This window comes from Mesorhizobium sp. Root102, assembly GCF_001425625.1.
Taxonomy (GTDB): domain Bacteria; phylum Pseudomonadota; class Alphaproteobacteria; order Rhizobiales; family Rhizobiaceae; genus Mesorhizobium.
On the sequence record NZ_LMCP01000023.1, the window covers coordinates 251,113 to 272,486 of the forward strand.

Sequence of the window (21,374 nt, forward strand, 5' to 3'; positions counted from 1 at the left end):
TCACTCCGCAGGGGCAGGCGCGACGCCGGACTGGGCCGGTCCATCGCCGACGACGGCGGCGGCCGGCGCGCCGCGCGCCGTCATCCAGATATTGTAGCAGGCCACAATCGCGCCGAGCAGGAACAGCAGGCCGCCGAAGGCGCGCGCGATATAATAGGGATACATCGCCACGAGCGTGTCGACGAAGGAATAGGTGAGCGTTCCGTCTTCAGTGTAGGTCCGCCACATCAGACCTTGGATGATGCCGGAATTCCACATCGCAAAAACGTAGATCAGGGTCCCTGCGAGCGCGAGCCAGAAATGGACCTCGACAAGCGTCGCCGAATACATGGCCGGGCGTTTCCACAGTGCGGGAACAAGCGTGTAGAGCGAGCCGAAGGTGATCAGCGCCACCCAGCCGAGTGCGCCGGCGTGGACATGACCGATCGTCCAGTCGGTGTAATGGGAGAGAGAATTGACCGGCCGGATGGCAAGGAACGAGCCTTCGAAAGTCGCCAGGCCATAGAAGACGGCGGCCACAAACATGAAGCGCAGCGTCGCGTCGTCGCGCACCTTGTGCCATGCGCCGTTAAGCGTCAGCAACGCGTTGCCGGCGGACGCCCATGAAGGCACCAGAAGCATCACCGAGAAAGTCATGCCGAGGTTCTGCACCCAATGCGGCAGGGCCGTATAATGGAGATGATGAGAGCCGACCCAGATGTAGAAGAAGGTGATGCCCCAGAAACTGAGGATCGACAGCCGGTAGGAGAAGATCGGCCGCCCTGCACGCACCGGCAGGTAGTAGTAAAGCATCCCCAGGAAGCCCGATGTGAGGAAGAAGGCGACCGCATTGTGGCCGTACCACCATTGCACCATCGCATCCTGCACGCCGGCCCAGATGGTGTAGCTCTTGGCGTGGCCCCAAGACACCGGAATGGCGAGATTGTTGACGATGTGCAGAATCGCGACCACCAGGATGAAGGCGAGATAGTACCAGTTGGCGACGTAGATATGTGGTTCCTTGCGGCGCGCCAGCGTACGGATGTAGAGGATGAAATAGACGACCCAGACAATCACCAGCCAGAGGTCGGCATACCATTCGGCTTCGGCGTACTCCTTCGACTGGGTGACGCCGATCAGGTAGCCGCTCACCGCCAGCAGACAGAACAGGTTGAAACCGAACAGCACGAACCAGGGGCTGATCTGCCCGGCGAGACGTGCCCGTGAGGTGCGCTGCACGACATGGAAGGAGGTGGCGATCAGCGCATTGCCGCCGAAGCCGAAGATAACGCCCGTGGTGTGGGTGGGCCGCAACCGGCCAAATGTCGACCAGGCGGCATCGAAGGCGAGGTTCGGCCAGGCGAGCTGGGAGGCAACCCAGACGCCCATGAACATGCCAAACACGGCCCAGGCCATGGAAAGCGCGATGCCGACCTTGATCGGGTCGTCGTAATAGCTGGCCTGCCGGTCCTCTTGCGGTTCGGGGCCGTAGAATGCCGACAGGACCAGGTAAAGCAGGACGCCGCTGTAGACAATCACGATGACGCCGTGCACGCCGAGCGGATCGGACTTGCCAAGCGCTGCCATGGCGACGCCCACGATCACCATCAGAATCAGGATGACGGCACAATATTGTCTTTCACTCGAAGTAAGTTGCGCGACCATGCTTTTCCCTTGCAACGCTCGGTTCATGCCGCTTGACCTGCAGGATCGCCGGCCAGCTTATGTGCGTCAAGCACGACCGCAAGTTGCGATCGGTTCGCAACCAGATCCGCTAGCGTGAACTTGTCAAAAACAGATAGGTATGAGCCGAGCGCGTCCCTGATGACACCTTTCAGGCGACAAGTCGGCGATAGGACACAACGGCCCGCGTCGGCTTTCATACACTCGACGATCGGAAAGTCATCACCGAGGTTGCGCACCACTGTCCCGACATTGATCTTGTCCGGCGTCATCGCCAGACGGATGCCTCCCGAGCGGCCGCGGGCTGTCGACAGGAGTCCCATGTTCCGCAGCCTCAGGGCGATCTTGAGAAGATGATTGCGCGATATGCCGTAGCTCTCGGCGACGTCGTTCACGGTGCTCAGCCGCCGATCATGGATCGCAAGATAGATTAGCATTCTCAGTGCATAATCGGTTTGTAGCGTCATCCGCATGTCGGTTGCCTCGACGCGGGGTCGCCTCGCGGCAGGTGAACGAACATGCCGACCTTCAGTCTCTGCGCGTTGCGTTCGGCGCGGTCGATGAACACAGTCGCTACCTCAGGCTCGCAAAGTTTGAGCGCCGTCTCTCGTGCCCGAGCCATATCTCGGAGTCGTCTACGAAGACGTCCTTCAGCTTGAGGGGCGTCGGCCTTGAGTATGACCGAGCACCATAAGTCGAGCATTTTCTCCAGATGGGGCTTCCAATCGCTGACAATGTGCCGGGCCAAGATCCGGCCGAGGCGAGCTTCAGCCCGCACGTAGAAGGAGCGGACCAGCCGACTTATGGACATCCTGTCTACTTGCGGGTGCATCAGGGATTGCTCTGCAGCGGGCCGGACTCTGTCGAGAGGTTGAGCAGGCATTCGGGAATAACCATCAATTGGCATCTGAAATACCACTTTACGATCGATCAAAGACTTCCGCAAGAAACGAACGTCACGAGACACCGCTTCGGCTCACCGCAAACGAGGGCAATTATAAAAGCCACGGCGCTTGGCTGGCGTTGCCGGGAGCGCCCAAGTTGCGGCCGTGCAGACTTCATCGAGCCGTCGCGGCTACAGCGGCACGCCGACAACCGCGAGAAGGGTCAGCAGTAGCGAGCCGAGGCTAGCGACTACAACGATAACGCCGAAGATGAACGCAAGCGCTGCGATCGGATCGTAAGGTTTGCCCATCGTTTGGGTCACAGTTGCCACCATCATGAAACCGCCGCGCCTGACAAACACTGGACCCTGCACGTTGCCAAGTCGACCCCCCATCCATTTCCAGAGTAATATCTACTGACGCTGACGACCCGGTCAAAGATCAACCGAGAGCGTCGAGGCGGCGACTCCGGCGGTTCCTGGACACACCCGGACGGAGGCCTTCGCGCCCTCTGACGAGGATGTGGGAAGGCTGAAGCCGCGTCGGGCTGCCGATGGCTCAAGCGGTTGTTTGACCGTTGAACGAGCAGCGATAGTGGGCGAGCCAGGAGCGAATGCGTCCGTTGGATGGAATAATTTTCTACATCCTGGAGCCTTCAAAAAAGTTTGCGACAGAACCTCCTCAATCGCATCTCCAATCACTGGCCTAACAGCCTGCTTGTTCTACCGATGCGCTGGCGCGGGCCGATGTGACCGGACCCGCCAATCAAATGTTCCGCCTTGCTTCAACCAGTGAGGCAAAGAAGGAAGCCCCGAAGGGCAGTGCTTCGTCGTTAAAATCGAACCACGCGCTGTGAAGTATGCGGCCATTATCGTCCGGTCCATTGCCGATCCAGCCATAGCATCCGGGTCGGTCTTGGAGCATGAAGGCAAAGTCTTCGACGATCATCGTCTGCGGCGGGTTTGTCTCGATCTTGTTGAACACCGACGATCCCGCGGCCTCTGCCGATCGGGCAGCGGATTGCGAATTGATGAGCGTCGGATATTGCTGGACATAGGAAACCTTGCACTGCGCGCCGGTCGATAGCCCGATGCCTTCCACGATGCGCCGCACCGCCGGCTCGGCTGCCGCGCGCGCGTCGGGAGAGAATGCCCGCACAGTACCCCGGATGGTGACCTTGTTCGGTAAGACATTGTAGGCATCACCACCATGAATTTGCGTGGCGCTTACCACGATTGCATCCAGCGGGTCGGTATTTCGCGCGGAAATCTGCTGAAGTGCGACGAGGATGTGTCCGGCTGTCAGAATAACATCGACCCCTTTCTGCGGTTGGGCCGCATGCATCCCGATGGACGAAACTTCGATACATTATCGCCCGACGCGCCGTTACGCATCCGTTGGCAGAGTCACCACAGCCTCAAAGCCAGTCCCGTGCCCGGTGATGGGCGAGCGCAGCACGAGCGATCCGCCAGCACGCTCGGCTATGGTCCTCACGATGGCGAGGCCCAGTCCACTGCCTTCACCCGATATTGCAGCGCGCTCGAAACGTGACGTCAGCCGCGCGAGTATTTCGACCGGGATCACTGGTCCCTCATTGGTTACGAGAAGCCGTCCGTCCGCCCCCAGCGTGATTGCGACCGGAGTATCGGGTTTGCCATGTCTCAGCGCATTTTCGATCAGGTTGCGACAAAGGATTCCGAAGGCATCAGGGTCGATATCCGACAACACAGGCTCCGATGGCAGGCTGAGATCCAGTCGGTTTGTCGCTCCGGCTCGCTCGAAATCGGCCACGATCAGCCGCAGGATTGGGCACAGGTCGGCAGGCCTGTCACCCCTGAGCCTGCCGCCTTCAGCACGGGCGAGTTGCATCAGCTTCTCCGAAAGCCTGGCCAGCCGTTTGAGTGTTACCTCGATATCGGCGGCCCGCTGCGCCGCCTGTCGATCGGTCGTCTCGGCCTGCAGTCGCTGGGCCTGGGCGATAGCCCCGGCGATGGGGTTTCGAAGCTCATGCGCGGCGTTCGCCGTGAAACTGCGTTCGGCTTCGAACGCTTCCTTCAAACGAAGCAGCAACTGGTTAGCCGCTGCCGCAATGGGTGCGACTTCGCCAGGAAGACCGGTCTCCGCCACCGCCGACAAGTCCTGAGCGCTGCGCGCGGCGAGGTCAGTTCTCAATCTTCGTACCGACCGGAAGCTCAGCCGGACGGCGCCGAAAATCGCTACCAGGCTGAGCGGGATCATGATCAGCAGCGGCAATGCGAGCGCGCCCTGCATGTTACGCGCGACCGTCGCTCGGTGCTCGAGGGGTTCGGCTACCGCGATCGTGACCGTCTCCTGCAAAGCCGCATCGTAATAAAGCCGATGCGTGGCGGAGTCGCGGAAGCCCATGCCCTGATAGGGCGGAAAGACGGACTCGTCGGCGTCGTGTGATTTGAGAAGCACGCGGCCTTGGGCGTCGCGAACGACGTAGGTGAAATACTCATTGTGCCGGCGCAGCGTCGCGATCCGCTGCGTAAGCCCCTGTTCCTCGCGACCAACAATATCGAGTACCGCGAGCGGCAGGATGCGTTGCGCCGTCTCCTCCAGCGCCGAGTCGAAAACCTCGTTCATTTCATTGCGAAGGATGTTCGCGGTGATGGTCGCAGCGGTTATCCAGAAAAGCGTTACGCCTAGTCCGATGGCGAGCGCGAGCCGGACCTCGAGCGAGCGGGGAGCCTTCATGCCGTTCCCAACCGATAGCCAAGGCCGCGCTCTGTCTTGATGATGTTGTGGCCGAGCTTCTTGCGGAGCCGGCTTACATGCACTTCGATGGTGTTGCTCTCCACCTCGGTGCCAAAAGAATAAAGTCGCTCTTCCAGCTGCGCTTTGGCGAGAAGCTGCCCCGGCCGCTGCACGAAGGCTTCAAAAAGCGCCCATTCGCGAGCTGTAAGTGGTACGGCACGACCATCCTTGTGCACGGAGCGGGCGGCAAGGTCGATGTCCAGCGGGCCTAGCGTCACGATCGGGTTTGGATTGCCGGTATAGCGCCGTGCCACCGAGCCGATGCGCGCCGACAGTTCCGCCAGGTCGAAGGGCTTGACGATGTAGTCGTCGGCTCCGGCATTGAGCCCCTCGATCCGGTCCGACACCTGGTCAAGCGCCGTCAGTACGATGACGGGGCTGGCGTCTCCCTTCGCTCGCAAGGACCGAAGAAAGGGGATGCCGCGACCATCGGGCAGCATCAGGTCCAGAAGGACGAGGTCATAGGCGGCGACGGCCAGCGCCTCGCGCGCCTCATCGAGGCGCGTGAACCAGTCGATCGAATGACCGTCTGCTCGGACTTGATCGCGGACGGCAGCGCCTAACACGGTATCGTCTTCGATAAGGAGGATGCGCATGCCTGTTGGTTCCGCCCCTGTCTGTGCCATCCGTCTTTTCATTCCAGGCTGAAGGAAACCTGAAGCAAAGGGCGCGCTGGCTTCAGGCGACCGTCAGCTTTAGGGTGCAGGAAATGGCCGCGCGCCCCTTTTAGGAGTTTGAGCCATGACGCATGGCCTGACAATGCTGACGCTTCTAGCCTCACTCGGCGGAGTCGGCGCGGCAATGGCCGATGAAGGCTGCAGCGTGCCGATGACGGACTGGCAGCCTCCCGAATCCGTCCAGCGGATGGCCGAGAAGCAGGGATGGACCGTCCGTCGGATCAAGATCGACGACGGCTGCTACGAAATCCGCGGTCTGGACGCCTCCGGGCGGCCTGTCGAAGCCATCGTCGATCCTGCTACGCTCAAGGTCGTTTCCCTCGAATACCAGGACGAAGATCGCGGTGGGTCAGGCCCCAGCGCGCCGAATGGAGCCGTTCCGAAGAATGGTGTCGCGGTGCCGGGCCCGGTGGCGACGCCGACGGAAGATTGATGGTCCGGGGCTGAGGCTGCGTACTTTCCTTACGTGCAGCTGAAGCGAATTTCTCGCACTCTTCAGCAAGCGCTCAGGATAGGCGGCAATTCTTTTCCCATCCACAACATGGGAGACCTAGCATGAAACTCACACTTGCCCTTCTTGCCGCGACCGCCATCGGCGCGGTTGTAACCATCGCGGCGGCCGCGACCGTTGGACCGTTCGCCGGCAACACGTTCAGCCACGTCGCTGACAAGGTTGCGGAAGTTGCTGATCGCGGCGCGACCATCCTGGCCAGCGATGACGATGATGAAGATCATGAGTACCGAAAGCACGGCCGTACCGACGACGATGGTGAAGACGATGACGACGACGCTGCCGGGACGGCCTCGAACCCGGCACCAGCAGGCACCGTTGCGCCGCCTGTGAACGGGTTGTTCGGCGACGGTCCGGGTCCGCGGGTCAAGGTAAACTGACGCATATACCGGGCTGATTGATCTGCGTGCGACCCTGCCCCGATGCCCGGTGGCGGGGTCGCGCTTTCGGGGACCTTCTGCCAGCTGTGAAGCTGACGGCAAGCTGAAGCGAAAAGGCTCGCACCGTCAGGAAAGTATCAGCTGGAAGCGGCATTTTCCCATCATCGCAATCCTTGATGGAGAACTCATCATGAAATCTCTTCTGGTCGCCCTTGCCCTCACCACGGCGCTCACCCTTCCCAGCATGGCTCTCGCGCGCCCCGTGACGCTGACGACCAATCTGACGAACTACGGCGGCAACGGTGCCTACCTCGCCCTCTACGTCACGGATGCAAAAGGAGCCTATGCCGGCAGTTTGTGGATGGCCGGCGGCAAGTCGAAGTATCATGAGCACCTGAGTGACTGGTACCGCGTCACCGGAGGTAATTCGGCCGAGATCAACGGGATCACGGGGGCAAGCGTCGGCGCGGGGCGGGCGCTCTCCATCACCCTTGACCTAGCCGACACGCTCTTCGATGCTGGCTATGCGCTGCACATTGACGCCGCCGCAGAGGATATGCGCGACAGCCCCTCGGAAATTGTCGTGCCGCTTACTGCCGCGGGTGCGGGCAAAGCTACCGCCGGCCGTCGCTACATAGCGAACTTTACCTACGACATGTGAGATCGAGCGAAGGAGAACGGCATGATCCGCTCTTTGCACAGGCTGCCGGGCCTTGTCGCCGCGGTTCTGATCGTGGTGCTCGCTTTGAGCGGCGCGGCGTTGTCGGTCCTGCCGGCAGTCGAAGTTGTGGCAACGCCCGCCCACCAAAAGTCTGACCTCAGCGTCGCCGAGCTCGCCGCCCGAGTTGAGGCCGCTTACCCCGGCGTTGAACAGATCAAGCGGGCACCCTCGGGCAGGATTACCGCCTGGTATCGCGAAGGCGAAAGCGCCGGCGCAGCCATTATCGACCCCGCCACCGGCCGCGGAGTCGCAGCTGCCGACAAGTCTGCGTTCGAACGCTGGTTAACGAACCTCCACCGGTCGCTCTTCCTCGGTGATGCCGGTCGGTTTGTGGCGGCAGCCGGGGCGGCGGCGATGCTTGCCCTCACGGTTTCCGGCCTCCTGCTGGCGGCGCGCCGCACAGGCGGCTGGCGGCGATTCTTCTCGCCGCTGAGGGGACCATTCTGGGGAAGGCTGCACGTGGAGATCGCGCGCATTTCCGCCGCTGGGCTCTTGCTGTCCTCAGTGACCGCACTCTGGATGACAGCTTCCACCTTCGGGCTCCTCCCCGAAGGACCGGGCGCACCGCCGATGACGACCTCCGTTTCCGGGCGGACCGACTATCCGGCTGCGGAGATGGCTGTGCTGCGCCAGACGCCGGCGTCTGGCTTGCGCGAACTGACTTTCCCTTACCCGGGCGACGCAAAGGATGTCTTCACGCTGAAGACGGGTGAAGGCCAAGGCTATATCGACCAGGGAACTGGCGCCCTCCTTGCCTGGGCCGACCTGGGCGTCTGGGACTGGGTCACCGAGACGATTTACATGCTCCACACCGGCCGCGGGGCTGCTGCGCTCGGCATCGTTCTGGGCTTCATGGCGCTAGGCGTGCCCGTCATGGCGGGGACTGGCGTTTTCCTGTGGACCATCGGACGGCGCGGGCGGCCGCGCATCAAGGCCAATGCAGCGCCCGGACAGGCTGATACGGTCCTTCTGGTTGGCAGCGAGGGCGGGAGCACCTGGGGCTTCGCCGCCACGCTGCATGCCGCGCTCACCGCGGCCGGGCAGAAGGTTCATGTGGCGCCGATGTCGGCTTTCTCACCCTCCTGCTACAGCCGCGCGGCGCGGGTCGTCGTGCTCGCCGCAACCTATGGCGACGGCGCAGCGCCCGGATCGGCGAAGGGGTTCCTCGATCGTCTCGCCTCGTTGCCCACGTCGCCCGGCTTTCCGCTCGCCGTCGTCGGATTCGGCGACCGGCAGTTTCGCGACTTCTGTGGCTATGCACACAACGTCGTGCGTGCGGCCGAAGCAAAGGGCTGGGTTCAGCTTCTGCCCCTGGATGTGGTCGACCGCCAATCCCCCCAGGACTTCGCTCGCTGGGGCCATGCCTTCGGCCGGGTGCTGGGGATTGCATTGATGCTCAACCACCAACCCAAACCGCCCCGGTCGCGAGCGTTCACCCTGGTCTCGCGACGCGACTATGGAGCAGAGGTGCAAGCACCGACTACGATCCTGCGTTTTGCACTGCCTCGCGCGAGGCTCTGGCAACGGCTGACCAGGCGCGGCATGCCGCACTTTGCCGCAGGAGATTTGCTCGGCATTTTGCCGCAAGGCTCGACGCTTCCGCGCTTCTATTCGCTTGCGTCGGGCAGCCGCGACGGCTTCATCGAAATCTGCGTGCGGAAACATCCGGGCGGCCTCTGCTCGGGCCAGCTGATGGACCTTCTGCCCGGACAGGCTGTCGATGCCTTCGTCCGTCGCAATCGGGAATTCCGCCTCGGGCGCGGGAAAACTCCGGTCGTGCTGATTGGAGCGGGCACGGGCATCGGGCCACTGGCGGGGTTTGCGCGGGCCAACCGCAAAGGTCGGGCAATGCACCTCTACTTCGGGGCCCGCCATCCCGACAGCGACCTCCTCTACGGCGAGGAACTGGCGCGATGGCAGGCCGAGGGACGGCTGGCCTCGGTCACGACTGCTTTCTCGCGTTCAGCTGCCAGGGCCTATGTCCAAGACGCGCTGCGCCGCGACAGCACGCGCCTGACGAGGCTGATCGCCGAGGGGGCGCAGGTGATGGTGTGCGGAGGTCGCGAGATGGCCACCGGGGTCGCCTGCGCACTGGCCGACATCCTTGCCCCGGCTGGCTTGACCCCCGAACTGCTGAAAGCCGAGGGGTGTTATGTCGAAGACGTTTACTGATCTTACCCGCCACGCGCTGAACGGACCAACCATGGGTACCCGGTGGTCGGCACTGTTCAACATGCCGAGGGGTTTTGATGCGCGGCCGGTGGCAGTGGCGCTGGCAGCGGCGGCGGCTAAGGTGGATGGGCAGATGTCGACCTGGAAGCCGGACAGCGACCTGATGAGTCTCAACGTCGCTGGGCAAAGAGTCTGGGTTGAAGTGCCTGACGAGTTGGCGAAGGTGCTCTCCTTCGGTCTGCGGATAGGAAGTCTTTCCGGCGGCGCCTTCGACATCGGCATGGGCGACGCGGTTGCTGCATGGGGATTTGGGCCTGCCCCGGCCGACCCGACGCGTATCCGTACCGCACTCGCAGCCCATCGCCAGCCCGCGCACGAGGTGCTGGAGGTCGACGCCGTGGGTCGCCGCGTTCGCAAGCATGCGCGGATGGCCCTTGATCTGTCGGGCATCGCGAAAGGCTATGCCGTCGACAAGATGGCCGAGGTCATCGAAGCCTTTGGCATCCCCGGCGCGCTTGTCGGCATCGACGGCGACCTGCGCGCGCTCGGCCTGCAGCCAGACGGCAGCCCTTGGACAGTTGCCGTGGAACGCCCAGACCATGTCCGCCGCGCGCCATCTTCAATCCTCGCGTTGGAAGGTGCCGCGGTTGCCACTTCTGGCGACTATCGTCACTGGGTCGAGGTCGCCGGCCAGCGACTATCGCATACGATGGATCCCCGACGCGGCGGGCCGCTGGTTGCCTCCCCGGCTTCGGTAACCGTGGTGGCTGCAACCTGCATGGAAGCCGATGCATGGGCGACCGCATTGATGGTCAAGGGCAGCTTGGAAGGCGCGGCGATGGCCCGTAGGATGAGATTGGACGCGCTTTTCCTCGACCGCGATGAAGGAGGATTGCGACCGACGGCCGTGGGACGGCTTTTCGGATAGCAGCCGCCTGTCGAGGTTGTGCAACATGAACTAGGGGAACTGAAGGGCAGATGACCGGGGAAGGCAGCGAGAGGTTAAAGATAGCCATTCTGGCGGTTGCACTCGCTGGCCTGGCTGCGGGTATTGGTCTGAGGGTCGCCGGGAAGATTGAACTCGCCGACATGGTGTGGGTCGCGGGCGTCATTCCTGTCCTGGCGGCGCTCATCGTCGAGATTGTTCGAAGCCTGTGGAGGGGCGAGGTCGGCCTCGACATTGTGGCGGCCCTGTCCATGTCGGCCGCGCTCGTCTTCGGCGAGACGCTCGCAGCGGCCGTCGTCGCTCTCATGTATTCGGGAGGCACATTCCTCGAGAGCTTTGCCGAAGGCCGCGCCCGCCGCGAGATGCGCGACCTCCTCGCGCGCGTCCCGCGTACGGCGACCCGGCACCGTGACGGCGCATTGGATGAGGTTCCACTCGATCAAATCGTACCTGGCGATCTTCTCCTGATTCGGCAGGGAGATGTCGCGCCCGTCGACGGAGACATCGAAAGCGAGCGCGCCGTGCTCGACCAGTCGGCCATGACGGGTGAATCGATGCCTGTGAAACTGATGCGCGGCCAAGAGGTTATGAGCGGCTCGACCAATGCAGGCGAAGTCTTTGACCTGCGAGCCACCCGCCGTGCCGCGGAAAGCACCTATGCCGGGATTGTCCGTCTGGTGGCCGAGGCGCAGCGCTCGAAGGCCCCGATGTCGCGATTGGCGGACCGCTACTCGGTCCTGTTCCTCATAATCACCGTCGCACTTGCGACGGCGGCGTGGTGGCTAACCGGCGACCCAATTCGGGCCGTGGCCGTACTCGTCGTGGCCACGCCGTGTCCGCTCATCCTCGCAGTTCCTGTCGCTCTTGTCGCAGGGCTGTCGCGAGCGGCGCATTTCGGGGTACTGATCAAGGGCGCGAAACCACTTGAGGCGCTTGCGCAAGTGCGAACGCTGATCCTCGACAAGACCGGCACGCTGACGGACGGACGCCCACAGATCGTGTCGATAGATACGTGCGCGGACGTGCCGCCTGATGAGGTGCTTTACCTGGCCGCGGCAGCCGACCAGGGTTCGAAGCATCCCATGGCGCAAGCGATCGTCGCCTCGGCACGCGCGCGAGACATCGCATTGCCGGTGCCGACCGATATCGAAGAGATCCCGGGGGAGGGTGTCGCGGCGCGGGTGGATGGCCGTTCCGTTGTCGTGGGCGGGACAGGCTTCGTTACGCGCCACATCGGAAGGGGCAGCATGCGCGATCATGGGGCGGAAGCCGGTTTTGTGCTTGTCGCCGTCGCGGTGGACGGCCGACTTGTCGGAAATCTGGTCCTTGCGGACGCCTTGCGTTCGGAGACCGCTGAGTTCCTTGCCGGCATTCGCCGCCATGGCATCGGGCGGATACTGCTTGCCACCGGGGATCGGCGTGCCGTCGCCGAGGCGGTGACCGACGGGCTCGGCCTCGATGGCGTTCGGGCCGAACTGACGCCAGACCAGAAGGTGCTTCTGGTGCTGACGGAGCGCAAGAACGGGCTGGTAATGATGGTCGGCGACGGCGTGAACGATGCTCCGGCACTGGCCGCTGCCGATATCGGCGTGGCTATGGGAGCCCGTGGGGCGGCCGCTTCCGCCGAGGCTGCCGACGTCGTTCTGCTGGTTGACGATCTTGGTCGGCTGCTTTCGGGACTGGAAGTGGCCAGCCGATCGCGCCGGATCGCCCTGGAAAGTGTCGTGGCGGGAATTGGCCTTTCGGTGGCCGGTATGATTGCGGCTGCACTTGGCTATCTCACGCCAGTACAGGGTGCACTCCTGCAGGAGGCAATCGATGTCGCGGTCATCCTGAACGCGCTGCGCGCGCTTCGAATATCGCCAAGGAACGGGCCGGCCTGGGGGCAAGATCACACATCAGTCGAAGACCATGGTGCTGAATGATCGGGCTATCCCACTCAGAAATGCATTTGGTGCATCGTATCGGCTGGCTGCATCGCTTCCTCGGGGCGTCAATGAGGAGACCACCCCGACTGCCGGCCTCGTCGTCGCCGCAGCCACAGCGGCGTGCGGTGGCGGCGTGGTATTGATGGCCGGACTGCCGTCCCCCGCCGGATGCGCCGCGATCTTCAGCACCGCACCATCGTACTGCTCCAGGCCTACGATGCCAGTGTCGGCGCCTCACCATGGCACCGCCATGCGGCCGAGCGGGCATGGCCTGCGGTCGTCGCCGCTCAACGCCTCGCCTATCGAGTGCTCGCCACCTGCTGGTCGCTGGAGAATGCGGGAGCCGATGCGGCCCCTGAAAAGGCTCGCACGCTGTTTGGCCCGGACGGTGAAAAAGAGATCAACCTCGCACTGGCGCTGCTAGCCGATGCCGTTCGCACAGGAAGGAAGCCCGAGCCACTTTCGCAGCTCCCGGAGTTTCTGAGCTCGGAGATGCGAAACCTGTATGACTCGCTCATCTATGTCGGAAGCCCCGGTGCGGGACCGTCCGACTGAGCACCATTGTTTGCATCGTTCCCCCGCACTCAATGCTGCGTCGTCAACTTTCTTTTCGTGACCGCCGCCGCAACAGGAGGACAATGAGCGAGATTATCACCAGCACGCCTATGGCGAGTCTATCTGAGCAAGCGTCATGAGCACCGACTGCCCTGGCCCCGCCCGCAATTCGCCGACCTGGTCCGCTGTAACCCTGGCGGCGGGGTTACCATTCCAAATTCACCTGCATCACCTCCTCGCGATCGCGGAGTAGAAAGCTTTGACGGGAGGCATGGCCTGAAATCAATCCGTAGGGCCGAATTCCCTCGGCCCGCCCGGACGGAAGTTAAAGTGACATCGCCGTTGTGTCACATTGGTCTGCTGTCTGCGTGCGGATGATGTATAGCCCAGCACGCAGCCACAAGGCTCCATCTATCTCTTCAGCAAGTCGCGGATTTCCGTCAGGAGTCGCACATCGGCTGGCGGCGGCGCCACTGGGGTTGCGGGCTTTTCAGCCTCCACCCGCTTGCGCATGTTGTTCACCGCCTTGACCATCAGGAAGATGATGAAGGCGAGGATCAGGAAGTTAAGCACGACCGTGATGAAGCTACCGTAAGCGAACACCGCACCCTGCTTCTTGGCATCGGCCAGCGCCGGCGCCGTCACCGCCGAAGACAGGGCGAAGAAATAGTTGTTGAAGTCCAGTCCACCCAAGATCGCGCCGATGATCGGCATGATGATGTCGTTGACGAGGGAATCGACGATCTTGCCGAAGGCCGCACCGATGATGACGCCGACCGCCAAGTCCATTACATTGCCCTTGGAAATGAACTCCTGGAATTCCTTCAGCATATCCATCTCCTCTGAATTGAAGTCTTCGGTCGTCAAGAGAAGGCACTTTCGCGCCGGAAGTGCTTGACCAGCAGGTAGTAGAAAGCGGCACGATATTTGTTGCGGTTGGATCGTCCATACTGATCTATGACAGTCTTGATCCCCTCGTCGAGATTGTCGCTTGCGCCAAGTCCCAGTTTCTTGATCAGAAAAGTCTTCTTCACTCGCTCCATTTCGGCGCTGTCCGACGCAGAGACTGTCGACGCGTCGTCGCTGTATATGGTGGGGCCGCACCCCTTCGTCACCTTCGTAAGAAGGTCCATGTCGGCCGACAGACCGCACTTACTTTTAAGATCCGCTGCGTATTTTTTAATGAGCTCGTCCCGTTTACTCACGACAATGTTCTCCTCTTTCCAAGAACGCTCCGCAGCGCTCATATTCCTTGTCGACCGCTGCCAAGGGGCCTACGAGTTTCAATTTGCGTCTCGGTGCCTCGAATCGGAAAGAGCGAAGTCATGGTTGAACAACTAATAGCGCGACAAGCATCAAGGCTGCCGACGCACTCCCAAGAATGCCGATCGCGGCAAAGACCTGAAAACCCACGGGAAGCTGGCGGAAACGCCACCATGTCCAAGGCTCCCTCTCCCATTGCTGAAAACGCGGCATCAAACTCCCCAGCCATTGAACGACTTCTGAACTTCCGCTTGGATACCGTCTCGACGAACGAGTACAGTTGTCTTGATTGGGTGCCATCGTAAGCCAGCGCAATCCTGCGGAGTCCATAAGGTCAACACCTGAGATTACCGCCCAAGTCGGTCCGTAGGCCGCTGGGACTTCCAGATAAGTTGGACCTGCGGGCAGCAAGTCAGAGGCAGCGCGATTGCTGTCTTGGGCAGCCGAAACGACACGCCCCCTCGTTTCATGGTTCGATCAGGCGATTCCGGATCGCATATCGGGCCAGGTCAACGGCCGAGCGGAGGCTCAGTTTTCTCATCGCAGAAGTCCGGTGCGAGTCGACTGTCTTTATGCTGACGCCCCACCGCGAGGCGATGTTCTTGTTTGATTGACCCTCGGCGACAAGCTGGACGACCTCTCGCTCCCGTTGTGTGAGCGTCTGCGACGCGACGACCTTGCCGCCGCTGAGAAAATCCTCCAGCAGGCATTCTGCCACCTTCTGCGAGAAATAGGTCTTACCTTTTCCTAGCGCCTCAACGGCGGCAACAAGTTCGGCGTCTTCTCCGGTCTTCAGCAGATAGCCGCGAACATTGGCCTGCAGAGCATCCTTTATCAGCGCCTCGTCATCGTGCATCGTATACATCAGAACAGCGGTTCGCCGACTGGCGGCACCGATCTTTCGGGCCGCTTCCAGCCCGTTAAGAATGGGTAGCGAATAATCGAGGATTGCGACGTCGGGCATACCCGCAATCGCCAGATTCACAGCCTGCTCGCCATTGTCAGCCTCTGCCCATACTTTCCACTCTGCTCGCTTTTCCAGGACAGCCCTTATGCCCGCACGAACAATACTGTGATCGTCGGCGATCAGTATTTTAAGCGTCCGCATGGTCATGGCCTCTCGGCAAATGGGGTGGCAAGTGACCGTAGATCGACGATTGCGACGTTGTCCAGCAACTCAAAATACCGACATATTTTTCTTTCCCTCGCCTGAATCATGGACAGGAAACCGCAAGCTCATCGTCGTGCCCAGCCCTTTGTCGCTGGAGACAATGATTTGGCCACCGCTGCGATTAACAAAGTAGAGCACCTGGTCGAGCCCGATTCCGTTACCTTGGCCTGGCACCTTCGTCGTGAAGAATGGATCGAATGCCTGCGCGAGGACGTCCTGATACATCCCTTGTCCATCGTCATGAACGTCGATCTGAGCCCAGCGGCTTTCGGCGCCGCCGCCGGCGATCCGCAGCCTGATGGTGATGAGCCCGCCAGTTGGCATTGCATCACGCGAATTCAGGACCAGATTGACGATAGCGGCCTGGAATTGTACGGAGTCCATCAGGCAAACTATTTTCGTCCCATCACGTTCGAACTTAATTTCTACGCTCGGGCCTGCGGCCTGTCTGAGATGCGGGAGTGCATTGGTGAGAAGTGTGCCAATATCGACCTTCTGGGGCTGCATTTCCCGGTTCCCGGAATAGGAGAGCAACTGGGTTACCAGTTCCCGGCCTGATGCCAGCGACAGATCGACCTCATCAAGCAGTCTTCCAGCCTCTGGCTTGTCGCTTATCATAGGGCGCAAAAGCGATACGGCCGAACGAACGATTCTGGTAAGGTTACCGATGTCGTGAGCGATCCAGCCCGCAAAACGTCCTACCGTTTCTAGCCTGTTTGCTTCTTCAAGTCGCTTTCGCGCGATATCTTCCCGCCTGCGATACCGTCGCGACAACCACTCGAACGCCAGCAGAACGGCCAGAAGGATTGCTGCACCAACGATCAGAACCGTCGCGTGGGAGCGCCAGGCCCGCATCACGTCCGCCTCGTTCAACGTGGCCAGGACGACGACCGGAAATCCGTCCAACGACCGGAATCCGCCAAGCCGGCGGATTCCATCGATCGGACTGTTCGACCAATTGTAGCCTTGGCTGCCTGATCGCAGGCTGCGGAACAACTCTGCCGATGCGAAGGACTTTCCCATCGCTACGTCATCCTGGGGCGAGCGAGCAAGCAATGTGCCGTCGTTGAGGAGGAGTGCAATCGTGCCGCGGCCCACCAATATCTGTCGGTAGAAATCCTCAAAATAGAGGGGCTCCACGGCCGCAACCGCCACACCGCTGAAACCGCCACCCGACTTCTCGATGCGCCGGCTCAGGCTGATAAACCAGACGCCGACCGAGCGGCTCCGCAGTGGATGTCCTACATGCACACCGAGCGAAGGATTGTCGCGATGCGCCAAGAAATACGAACGGTCCGCGAGGCTCACATGCGGCGTGGACGGGTAATCCGTATCATGCGTGATGAACCCATCGGCTCCAATCACAAAGAGCGCGCGGACATAGGGTAATTCCCTCAATCGCGCGGTCAATTGGGCGCGAAAAGTAGGGTCGTTGTCTGGAAGTGCCGGATTATTCTCGAGGTCCGTGACAATATCCTGCAGGGTTAGATCCACCGACTGCAAGGTCCGTGCCGTCTGTTCGGAAAGCAGACGAGTGAGATTCTGCACGGATCGCTCCGCTTCTTCCCGAGCGGCTTGATAGCTCCGCCACAGTTCGAACGTCAGCAAACTCGCCAAGCAAAAGATCAGCAGAGGGGCGGGCGACAAGACCGCGAACCGCCTTAGGGCCCCCCGCGATAGAGGCGCAGTCCCCGTCAAAGGACCAGGATGCTTAGCCGTGCCGTCGCGTTCCCGGTCTATTGTTTTCTCCCTCGAAGAAACGCGGTCAAAAGACGTCGCAGGAAAACCTCTCAGATCCCTCACGCCATGCATACCCCAGCAGAAAAATAGCGCGCATCAGGTGTTTACCCCATAGTGCGCCGCCCAGACGCGAATTACCACATTCTAATGCAATGATCGCCACTGATTCCGTGGAGGCACGAGAAGGCAGGGAAATTCCGGCTGATGTCCAAATGAAACTCGATTTGCAGTTCATCAAACATCCGAACGGCAAAGAACGTCTCGTGGTTTAGTTATCGACCTTGGCGGGCATAACGCCGAGCATGCTTTCCCAAATAGAACGAACTGGAAAAACCGGGTCGCCCAGGACCTTCAAGGCCATCGGCAATGTACTCGGTGTACCCCTTGATTTGATCTTCCCGCACTTGCCCGACAACAAGTGATTTAAGCAGATGCAGCCAAGCTCAAGATCCGAAGCCGCAAATAATAATACGTTTATTCAACCTGCCGCAGAGCAGGCTCTCAGGCAACGCAAATTGCCCGTGGTTTCCCGCCCCGAAACCACGGGTTCATTTTTATGGTGGGTCGGCTATAGCGCCGGGCAGCAGGTCCAAGTACGTCGCAGCTTGAATAAATGTAGGAAGCGATGCTACACCAATTCTCTACCCTTCGACTGGCCACCGCAGATCTTGTGCCTGGTTAAGCATCAAATGAAGGCGTGCCAACTCGATTGGCAGCACCCCGCCAGCCCGTATCGCTCGATAGTACTCGTATCCCACATCCTTTGACATCCGCCACAGAGTGTAGTTGTCGATCTGCGAACTGCTCGTAATTGTCAATGCGGCGGCTTCGATGCTGGAACCTGTTGATCTATCTTTCATTTTGTGCGCTTCGTTGGGTCGAAGGGTTTGCAGAACCAGAATTCGAATCGGCGCAGAGGTGAAATCCGGCCGATGAAATGCCTCCCGGAAATAAACGAGGAGCGGCAGGTCTGCCATTGGGTGAATACCCGATAGCGCATCTTCCCATCGGCCGCCTCCAAGGTGCTGCCGCGATGTGGATTATCCGACAACCTTGAGGCGATTGCTTAATCCTCCTTTGCTCCCGAGAACTGCAATTAGGTCGGTAGGCATGCTGTAGTTCTTGCGATGGTTGCCAACCCGAACCCGGGGAACCGTCGAAGGCAGGCATCCGAGAATAGGCGATCGACGCAAAGGCCTCGGCCTGGTGGCCAGCCCTCAGGTACCCGCGAGATTACAGGTTGTTCCGAACTGACCCAGGCAAATATCCGCCTTGATTCAGGTTATCTCCTGATGGAAGCCACTGGCAGGATCAGCCATGAACGTTGCGTGTTCTCATCAATTCAGCAGGAGAACAACGCACGGCGGTAACGAATTAGGCGTGATCAGTCATGGCGCGATCATCGGGATGTATAGTGCCGGTTCTAGTCGCCCTAGCCATTCTTCACGTGGGTTCAGCGCAAGCGAAAATGATCCAGCTTCCTGAAGCAGTGGCGGTCCCTTCAGCTAGACCTGGGGTTGCGGAACTATCCCCGACGGAATCTGCTCCAATTGGGGTTGAGCGCCGGCCGACGAGCCGATCTACGATAGGGATCACACCGCAGCCAATTCCGCCTTCCCGTCAGAGCGTCAGGGTCGTTGGCCCAAAGTTCCTTCCGGATCAAAGCGATGCTATTGAGCTGTTAGGCGAGGCCGCTGCACGTGCAAGTGCGTCGCGAAATTGAGATGTGCAAATTTTTCGGCCCTATGAGGGTCGTTTCAGTCGCTCCGGGTGCGAAAGCCGCCAGTCCCCAAGGCTGCCGGCGGCAACGCGCCGCACTGACGTCGGTCTCTATTCGAAGCGCTCAGGCCGGAAGCTGCCGTGCGTAAAACGGCCCAGTCATTGCCCGTCTCGGATACGTTCGCAGTTGGACAATAACGCCCAGGCTATCGGGACATGCCGCTCGATATGCTGGCCGAGCAGATTCTCTCAGAAGCCCCACGTATATGGCTGCACAATCCAAAGATTTCAGCTGCCCAATTGAAGCTCGCCGACATGGAACGAAAGCGTGTCGAGCGGATCGATGCCGAGGCGCGGAAGTTGCTGGTCGCCGCGGCGGAAATCGCATCGGGTGACCGTGAGATCGGTCCTTGGGAAGAAGGGGCGGTTGCGCACGGTCTCAAATCGGTTGTCGCCGCCGATGGCGTCGCTATCGGGTTCCTCGTACGTGAACAGGAATGGAAGTCATTCGTAGCATTCCAGTTCGGACTTGCCGCGAAAAATGGCTTCACCCGCAAGGACGCTTTCGCTGCGGTCAAGGCGGAAGGCTGGATCGACAAGCGGTTCGGCTTCGTTGGTGAGGACGTAGCCGACAGCATGCGTCGCGTGACCGGACGCGGTGTCAGGGTGCCATGGGAGGCGATCGGCGGGCGCTGTCACGTTATCTGATGTTGGACGTGAAGGGCCCGCTGACAGGCATATCAGGCGAGGGCTCGGGTCACAGCGGTCCATTCCGCCATAGCGTTGAGGCGATGGAGATGGATCTGAAATGCGGAGCGTTTTGAGCGGACTGGGACGAAGAGATTACGGAAGGCTGAGAAGATCGATACGAAGCGCTGCAGGCTTCCCGGCGAACGGAAGCCCTGCATCGTTCGCTCCCGCTTTCGCAGCGGCACGTGGGAATTCTCCGCCCTGTTGTTGAGGCCCTTGTACGCGCGGTGCTCGACATCCGGCATGACCTGCCGTTTCGCCGCTCCATAGGAACGCAGCTTGTCGGGGATCATGCGCTTTGGTGCGAGGCCCTGTTTCTTCAGCAGCCTGGCGAGCAGGCGCCTCGCGGCCTTGGTATTGCGGCGGCTCCGGACGATTTCATCGAGAACATATCCCATCCTGGTCGACAGCCCGCCACAACCAATGTTTCTTGCCGGCGATGGTGATGAGGACTTCGTCCAGGTGCCAAACATCGTTAGGGCTGGACCGCTTCCTGCGCAGTCGGCGAACGTACTCGGGCCCGAACTTCTTCCCCCAACGGCGGATCGTTTCATACGAGACGACGATGCCGCGCTCCAGCAGCATTTCCTCGACCAGGCGCAGGCTCAATGGGAACCGGTAATATAGCCACACCGCATGGGCGATGATCTCGGCGGGAAAGCGGTGGCCTTTGTAGCTGATGAGCGCGTCATTCATCAACCGGCGTCTCCCCTGCGACTCCTCACAAGAAGTTACCGTGACATCGCCCGGTGTTGAGGTGTTGTTGAGCTTGGCGTGCCCGAGCAGGACCTGGATGATCCGGATGTCGGTGCCGTCCTCCAGCAGGTGGGTGGCGAAGCTGTGGCGCAGCGTGTGCGGCCCGACCCGCTTGGCGATGTCGGCGGCCTGCGCTGCCTCGACGACGATGCGATAGAGCTGCCGCGTGCTGATCGGCTTCATCGCGTACTGTCCGGGAAACAACCAGCCGTCGCGGTGCATCACGCCCTGCTGACGTCCGACCTTCCACCATTGCCGCAGGAGAGTGAGCAGGTCCTCCGAGAGCATGGCGTTGCGATAGCGCCCGCCCTTGCCACGCTCCACGCGCAGCAGCATGCGCTCGCTGTCGACGTCGGTGACCTTCAGTATCGACACCTCGGCGACGCGCAGGCCCGCGCCATAGGCAACCGACAGTGCGGCCTGGTGCTTGAGGCAGGTGGTGGCGTTGAGCAGCCGGGCCACCTCGTCGCGACTGAGCACCACGGGCAGGTTGCGCGGATGCGACAGCCGGACGAGCCGGCGCGCCAGGTCCGGGCGGTCGAGCGTTTGGGTGAAGAAGAAGCGCAGCGCCGACACGATGCTGTTCATCGTTGGCACGGGAACGCCGTCCTCCTGCTGCTCGATCTGGAACCGGCGCAGGTCGTCGGCGGTAGCGGTGTCTGGTGAACGCCCGAGGAATGTCGCCAGGCGTTCGATATCGCGGAGATAGTTGCGCTGTGTCTCCCGTGAGAAACGCCGCATGTTCATGTCGTCGATCAGCC

Annotated in this window: 19 protein-coding genes and 2 pseudogenes; 8 read left to right on the top strand and 13 right to left on the bottom strand. The window is 61.1% G+C overall.

Annotated features, from left to right (window positions below; all coding sequences use genetic code 11):
* The 6 genes from ccoN to ASD12_RS19845 form a co-directional block, all read right to left on the bottom strand.
* Positions 1–1,644 carry a cytochrome-c oxidase, cbb3-type subunit I gene (gene ccoN / locus ASD12_RS19815; protein WP_056589743.1) on the bottom strand — a complete coding sequence of 548 codons (1,644 nt, stop codon included), beginning with the start codon at positions 1,642–1,644 and terminating at the stop codon, positions 1–3.
* Between the two features lie 23 nt (positions 1,645–1,667).
* The gene (locus ASD12_RS19820; protein WP_056589746.1) at positions 1,668–2,135 is read right to left on the bottom strand and encodes an Rrf2 family transcriptional regulator; all 468 of its coding nucleotides are present in this window, start codon (positions 2,133–2,135) and stop codon (positions 1,668–1,670) included.
* A gap of 602 nt (positions 2,136–2,737) precedes the next feature.
* Positions 2,738–2,884, bottom strand: coding sequence for a hypothetical protein (locus ASD12_RS19830; RefSeq protein WP_156398622.1), 147 nt, complete (start codon positions 2,882–2,884; stop codon positions 2,738–2,740).
* A gap of 427 nt (positions 2,885–3,311) precedes the next feature.
* Positions 3,312–3,911: a M20/M25/M40 family metallo-hydrolase gene (locus ASD12_RS19835; protein WP_348271728.1), complete on the bottom strand. Its 600-nt coding sequence runs from the start codon at positions 3,909–3,911 to the stop codon at positions 3,312–3,314.
* Positions 3,912–3,932: 21 nt separating this feature from the next.
* Positions 3,933–5,264, bottom strand: a complete 1,332-nt coding sequence (locus ASD12_RS19840; protein WP_056589756.1) for an ATP-binding protein — start codon at positions 5,262–5,264, stop codon at positions 3,933–3,935.
* Positions 5,261–5,920: a response regulator transcription factor gene (locus ASD12_RS19845; protein ID WP_056590150.1), complete on the bottom strand. Its 660-nt coding sequence runs from the start codon at positions 5,918–5,920 to the stop codon at positions 5,261–5,263. Before ASD12_RS19845 ends, ASD12_RS19840 begins: the two co-directional genes overlap by 4 nt.
* 145 nt (positions 5,921–6,065) lie before the next feature.
* On the opposite strand from ASD12_RS19845, the gene ASD12_RS19850 reads away from it, so the two are divergent.
* From ASD12_RS19850 to ASD12_RS19880, 7 genes are all read left to right on the top strand, one after another.
* Positions 6,066–6,434, top strand: coding sequence for a PepSY domain-containing protein (locus ASD12_RS19850; RefSeq protein WP_056589759.1), 369 nt, complete (start codon positions 6,066–6,068; stop codon positions 6,432–6,434).
* A 122-nt stretch (positions 6,435–6,556) separates the two neighbouring features.
* Positions 6,557–6,892 carry a hypothetical protein gene (locus ASD12_RS19855; RefSeq protein WP_056589762.1) on the top strand — a complete coding sequence of 112 codons (336 nt, stop codon included), beginning with the start codon at positions 6,557–6,559 and terminating at the stop codon, positions 6,890–6,892.
* 190 nt (positions 6,893–7,082) lie between these two features.
* The gene (locus ASD12_RS19860) at positions 7,083–7,553 is read left to right on the top strand and encodes a DUF2271 domain-containing protein (RefSeq protein ID WP_056589765.1); all 471 of its coding nucleotides are present in this window, start codon (positions 7,083–7,085) and stop codon (positions 7,551–7,553) included.
* A 21-nt stretch (positions 7,554–7,574) separates the two neighbouring features.
* A complete protein-coding gene (locus ASD12_RS19865; protein WP_056589768.1) occupies positions 7,575–9,785 on the top strand; it encodes a PepSY domain-containing protein in 2,211 nt (736 codons plus the stop codon).
* Complete coding sequence (locus ASD12_RS19870; RefSeq protein WP_056589771.1) at positions 9,766–10,713, top strand: FAD:protein FMN transferase; 948 nt, start codon at positions 9,766–9,768, stop codon at positions 10,711–10,713. The genes ASD12_RS19865 and ASD12_RS19870 overlap by 20 nt, the downstream gene beginning before the upstream one ends.
* A gap of 50 nt (positions 10,714–10,763) precedes the next feature.
* Positions 10,764–12,656: a heavy metal translocating P-type ATPase gene (locus ASD12_RS19875; protein ID WP_056589775.1), complete on the top strand. Its 1,893-nt coding sequence runs from the start codon at positions 10,764–10,766 to the stop codon at positions 12,654–12,656.
* A gap of 171 nt (positions 12,657–12,827) precedes the next feature.
* Positions 12,828–13,214: a hypothetical protein gene (locus tag ASD12_RS19880; protein ID WP_056589778.1), complete on the top strand. Its 387-nt coding sequence runs from the start codon at positions 12,828–12,830 to the stop codon at positions 13,212–13,214.
* Between the two features lie 411 nt (positions 13,215–13,625).
* Here the strand turns inward: ASD12_RS19880 and mscL are convergent, their stop codons facing one another.
* The 5 genes from mscL to ASD12_RS19905 form a co-directional block, all read right to left on the bottom strand.
* The gene (gene mscL / locus ASD12_RS19885; RefSeq protein ID WP_056590153.1) at positions 13,626–14,045 is read right to left on the bottom strand and encodes a large conductance mechanosensitive channel protein MscL; all 420 of its coding nucleotides are present in this window, start codon (positions 14,043–14,045) and stop codon (positions 13,626–13,628) included.
* 32 nt (positions 14,046–14,077) lie between these two features.
* Entirely contained in the window at positions 14,078–14,461 is a 384-nt protein-coding gene (locus ASD12_RS19890) for a DUF2853 family protein (RefSeq protein WP_210173862.1), read from the bottom strand.
* Positions 14,462–14,943: 482 nt separating this feature from the next.
* Complete coding sequence (locus tag ASD12_RS19895) at positions 14,944–15,591, bottom strand: response regulator transcription factor (RefSeq protein ID WP_056589781.1); 648 nt, start codon at positions 15,589–15,591, stop codon at positions 14,944–14,946.
* A gap of 63 nt (positions 15,592–15,654) precedes the next feature.
* The gene (locus ASD12_RS19900) at positions 15,655–17,460 is read right to left on the bottom strand and encodes a hybrid sensor histidine kinase/response regulator (protein ID WP_082525541.1); all 1,806 of its coding nucleotides are present in this window, start codon (positions 17,458–17,460) and stop codon (positions 15,655–15,657) included.
* Positions 17,461–18,029: 569 nt separating this feature from the next.
* A complete protein-coding gene (locus tag ASD12_RS19905) occupies positions 18,030–18,365 on the bottom strand; it encodes a hypothetical protein (RefSeq protein ID WP_056589787.1) in 336 nt (111 codons plus the stop codon).
* 958 nt (positions 18,366–19,323) lie between these two features.
* Between ASD12_RS19905 and ASD12_RS19910 the strand changes: the two genes are divergently transcribed.
* Positions 19,324–19,815 carry a hypothetical protein gene (locus ASD12_RS19910; protein ID WP_056589790.1) on the top strand — a complete coding sequence of 164 codons (492 nt, stop codon included), beginning with the start codon at positions 19,324–19,326 and terminating at the stop codon, positions 19,813–19,815.
* A gap of 32 nt (positions 19,816–19,847) precedes the next feature.
* Here ASD12_RS19910 and ASD12_RS19915 read toward each other — a convergent pair.
* Together ASD12_RS19915 and ASD12_RS19920 are read right to left on the bottom strand one after the other, a co-directional pair.
* Positions 19,848–20,553, bottom strand: a pseudogene (locus tag ASD12_RS19915) (IS6 family transposase).
* A gap of 57 nt (positions 20,554–20,610) precedes the next feature.
* Positions 20,611–21,372: pseudogene (locus tag ASD12_RS19920) on the bottom strand (tyrosine-type recombinase/integrase); the annotation flags it as partial.
* Positions 21,373–21,374: the final 2 nt, after the last annotated feature.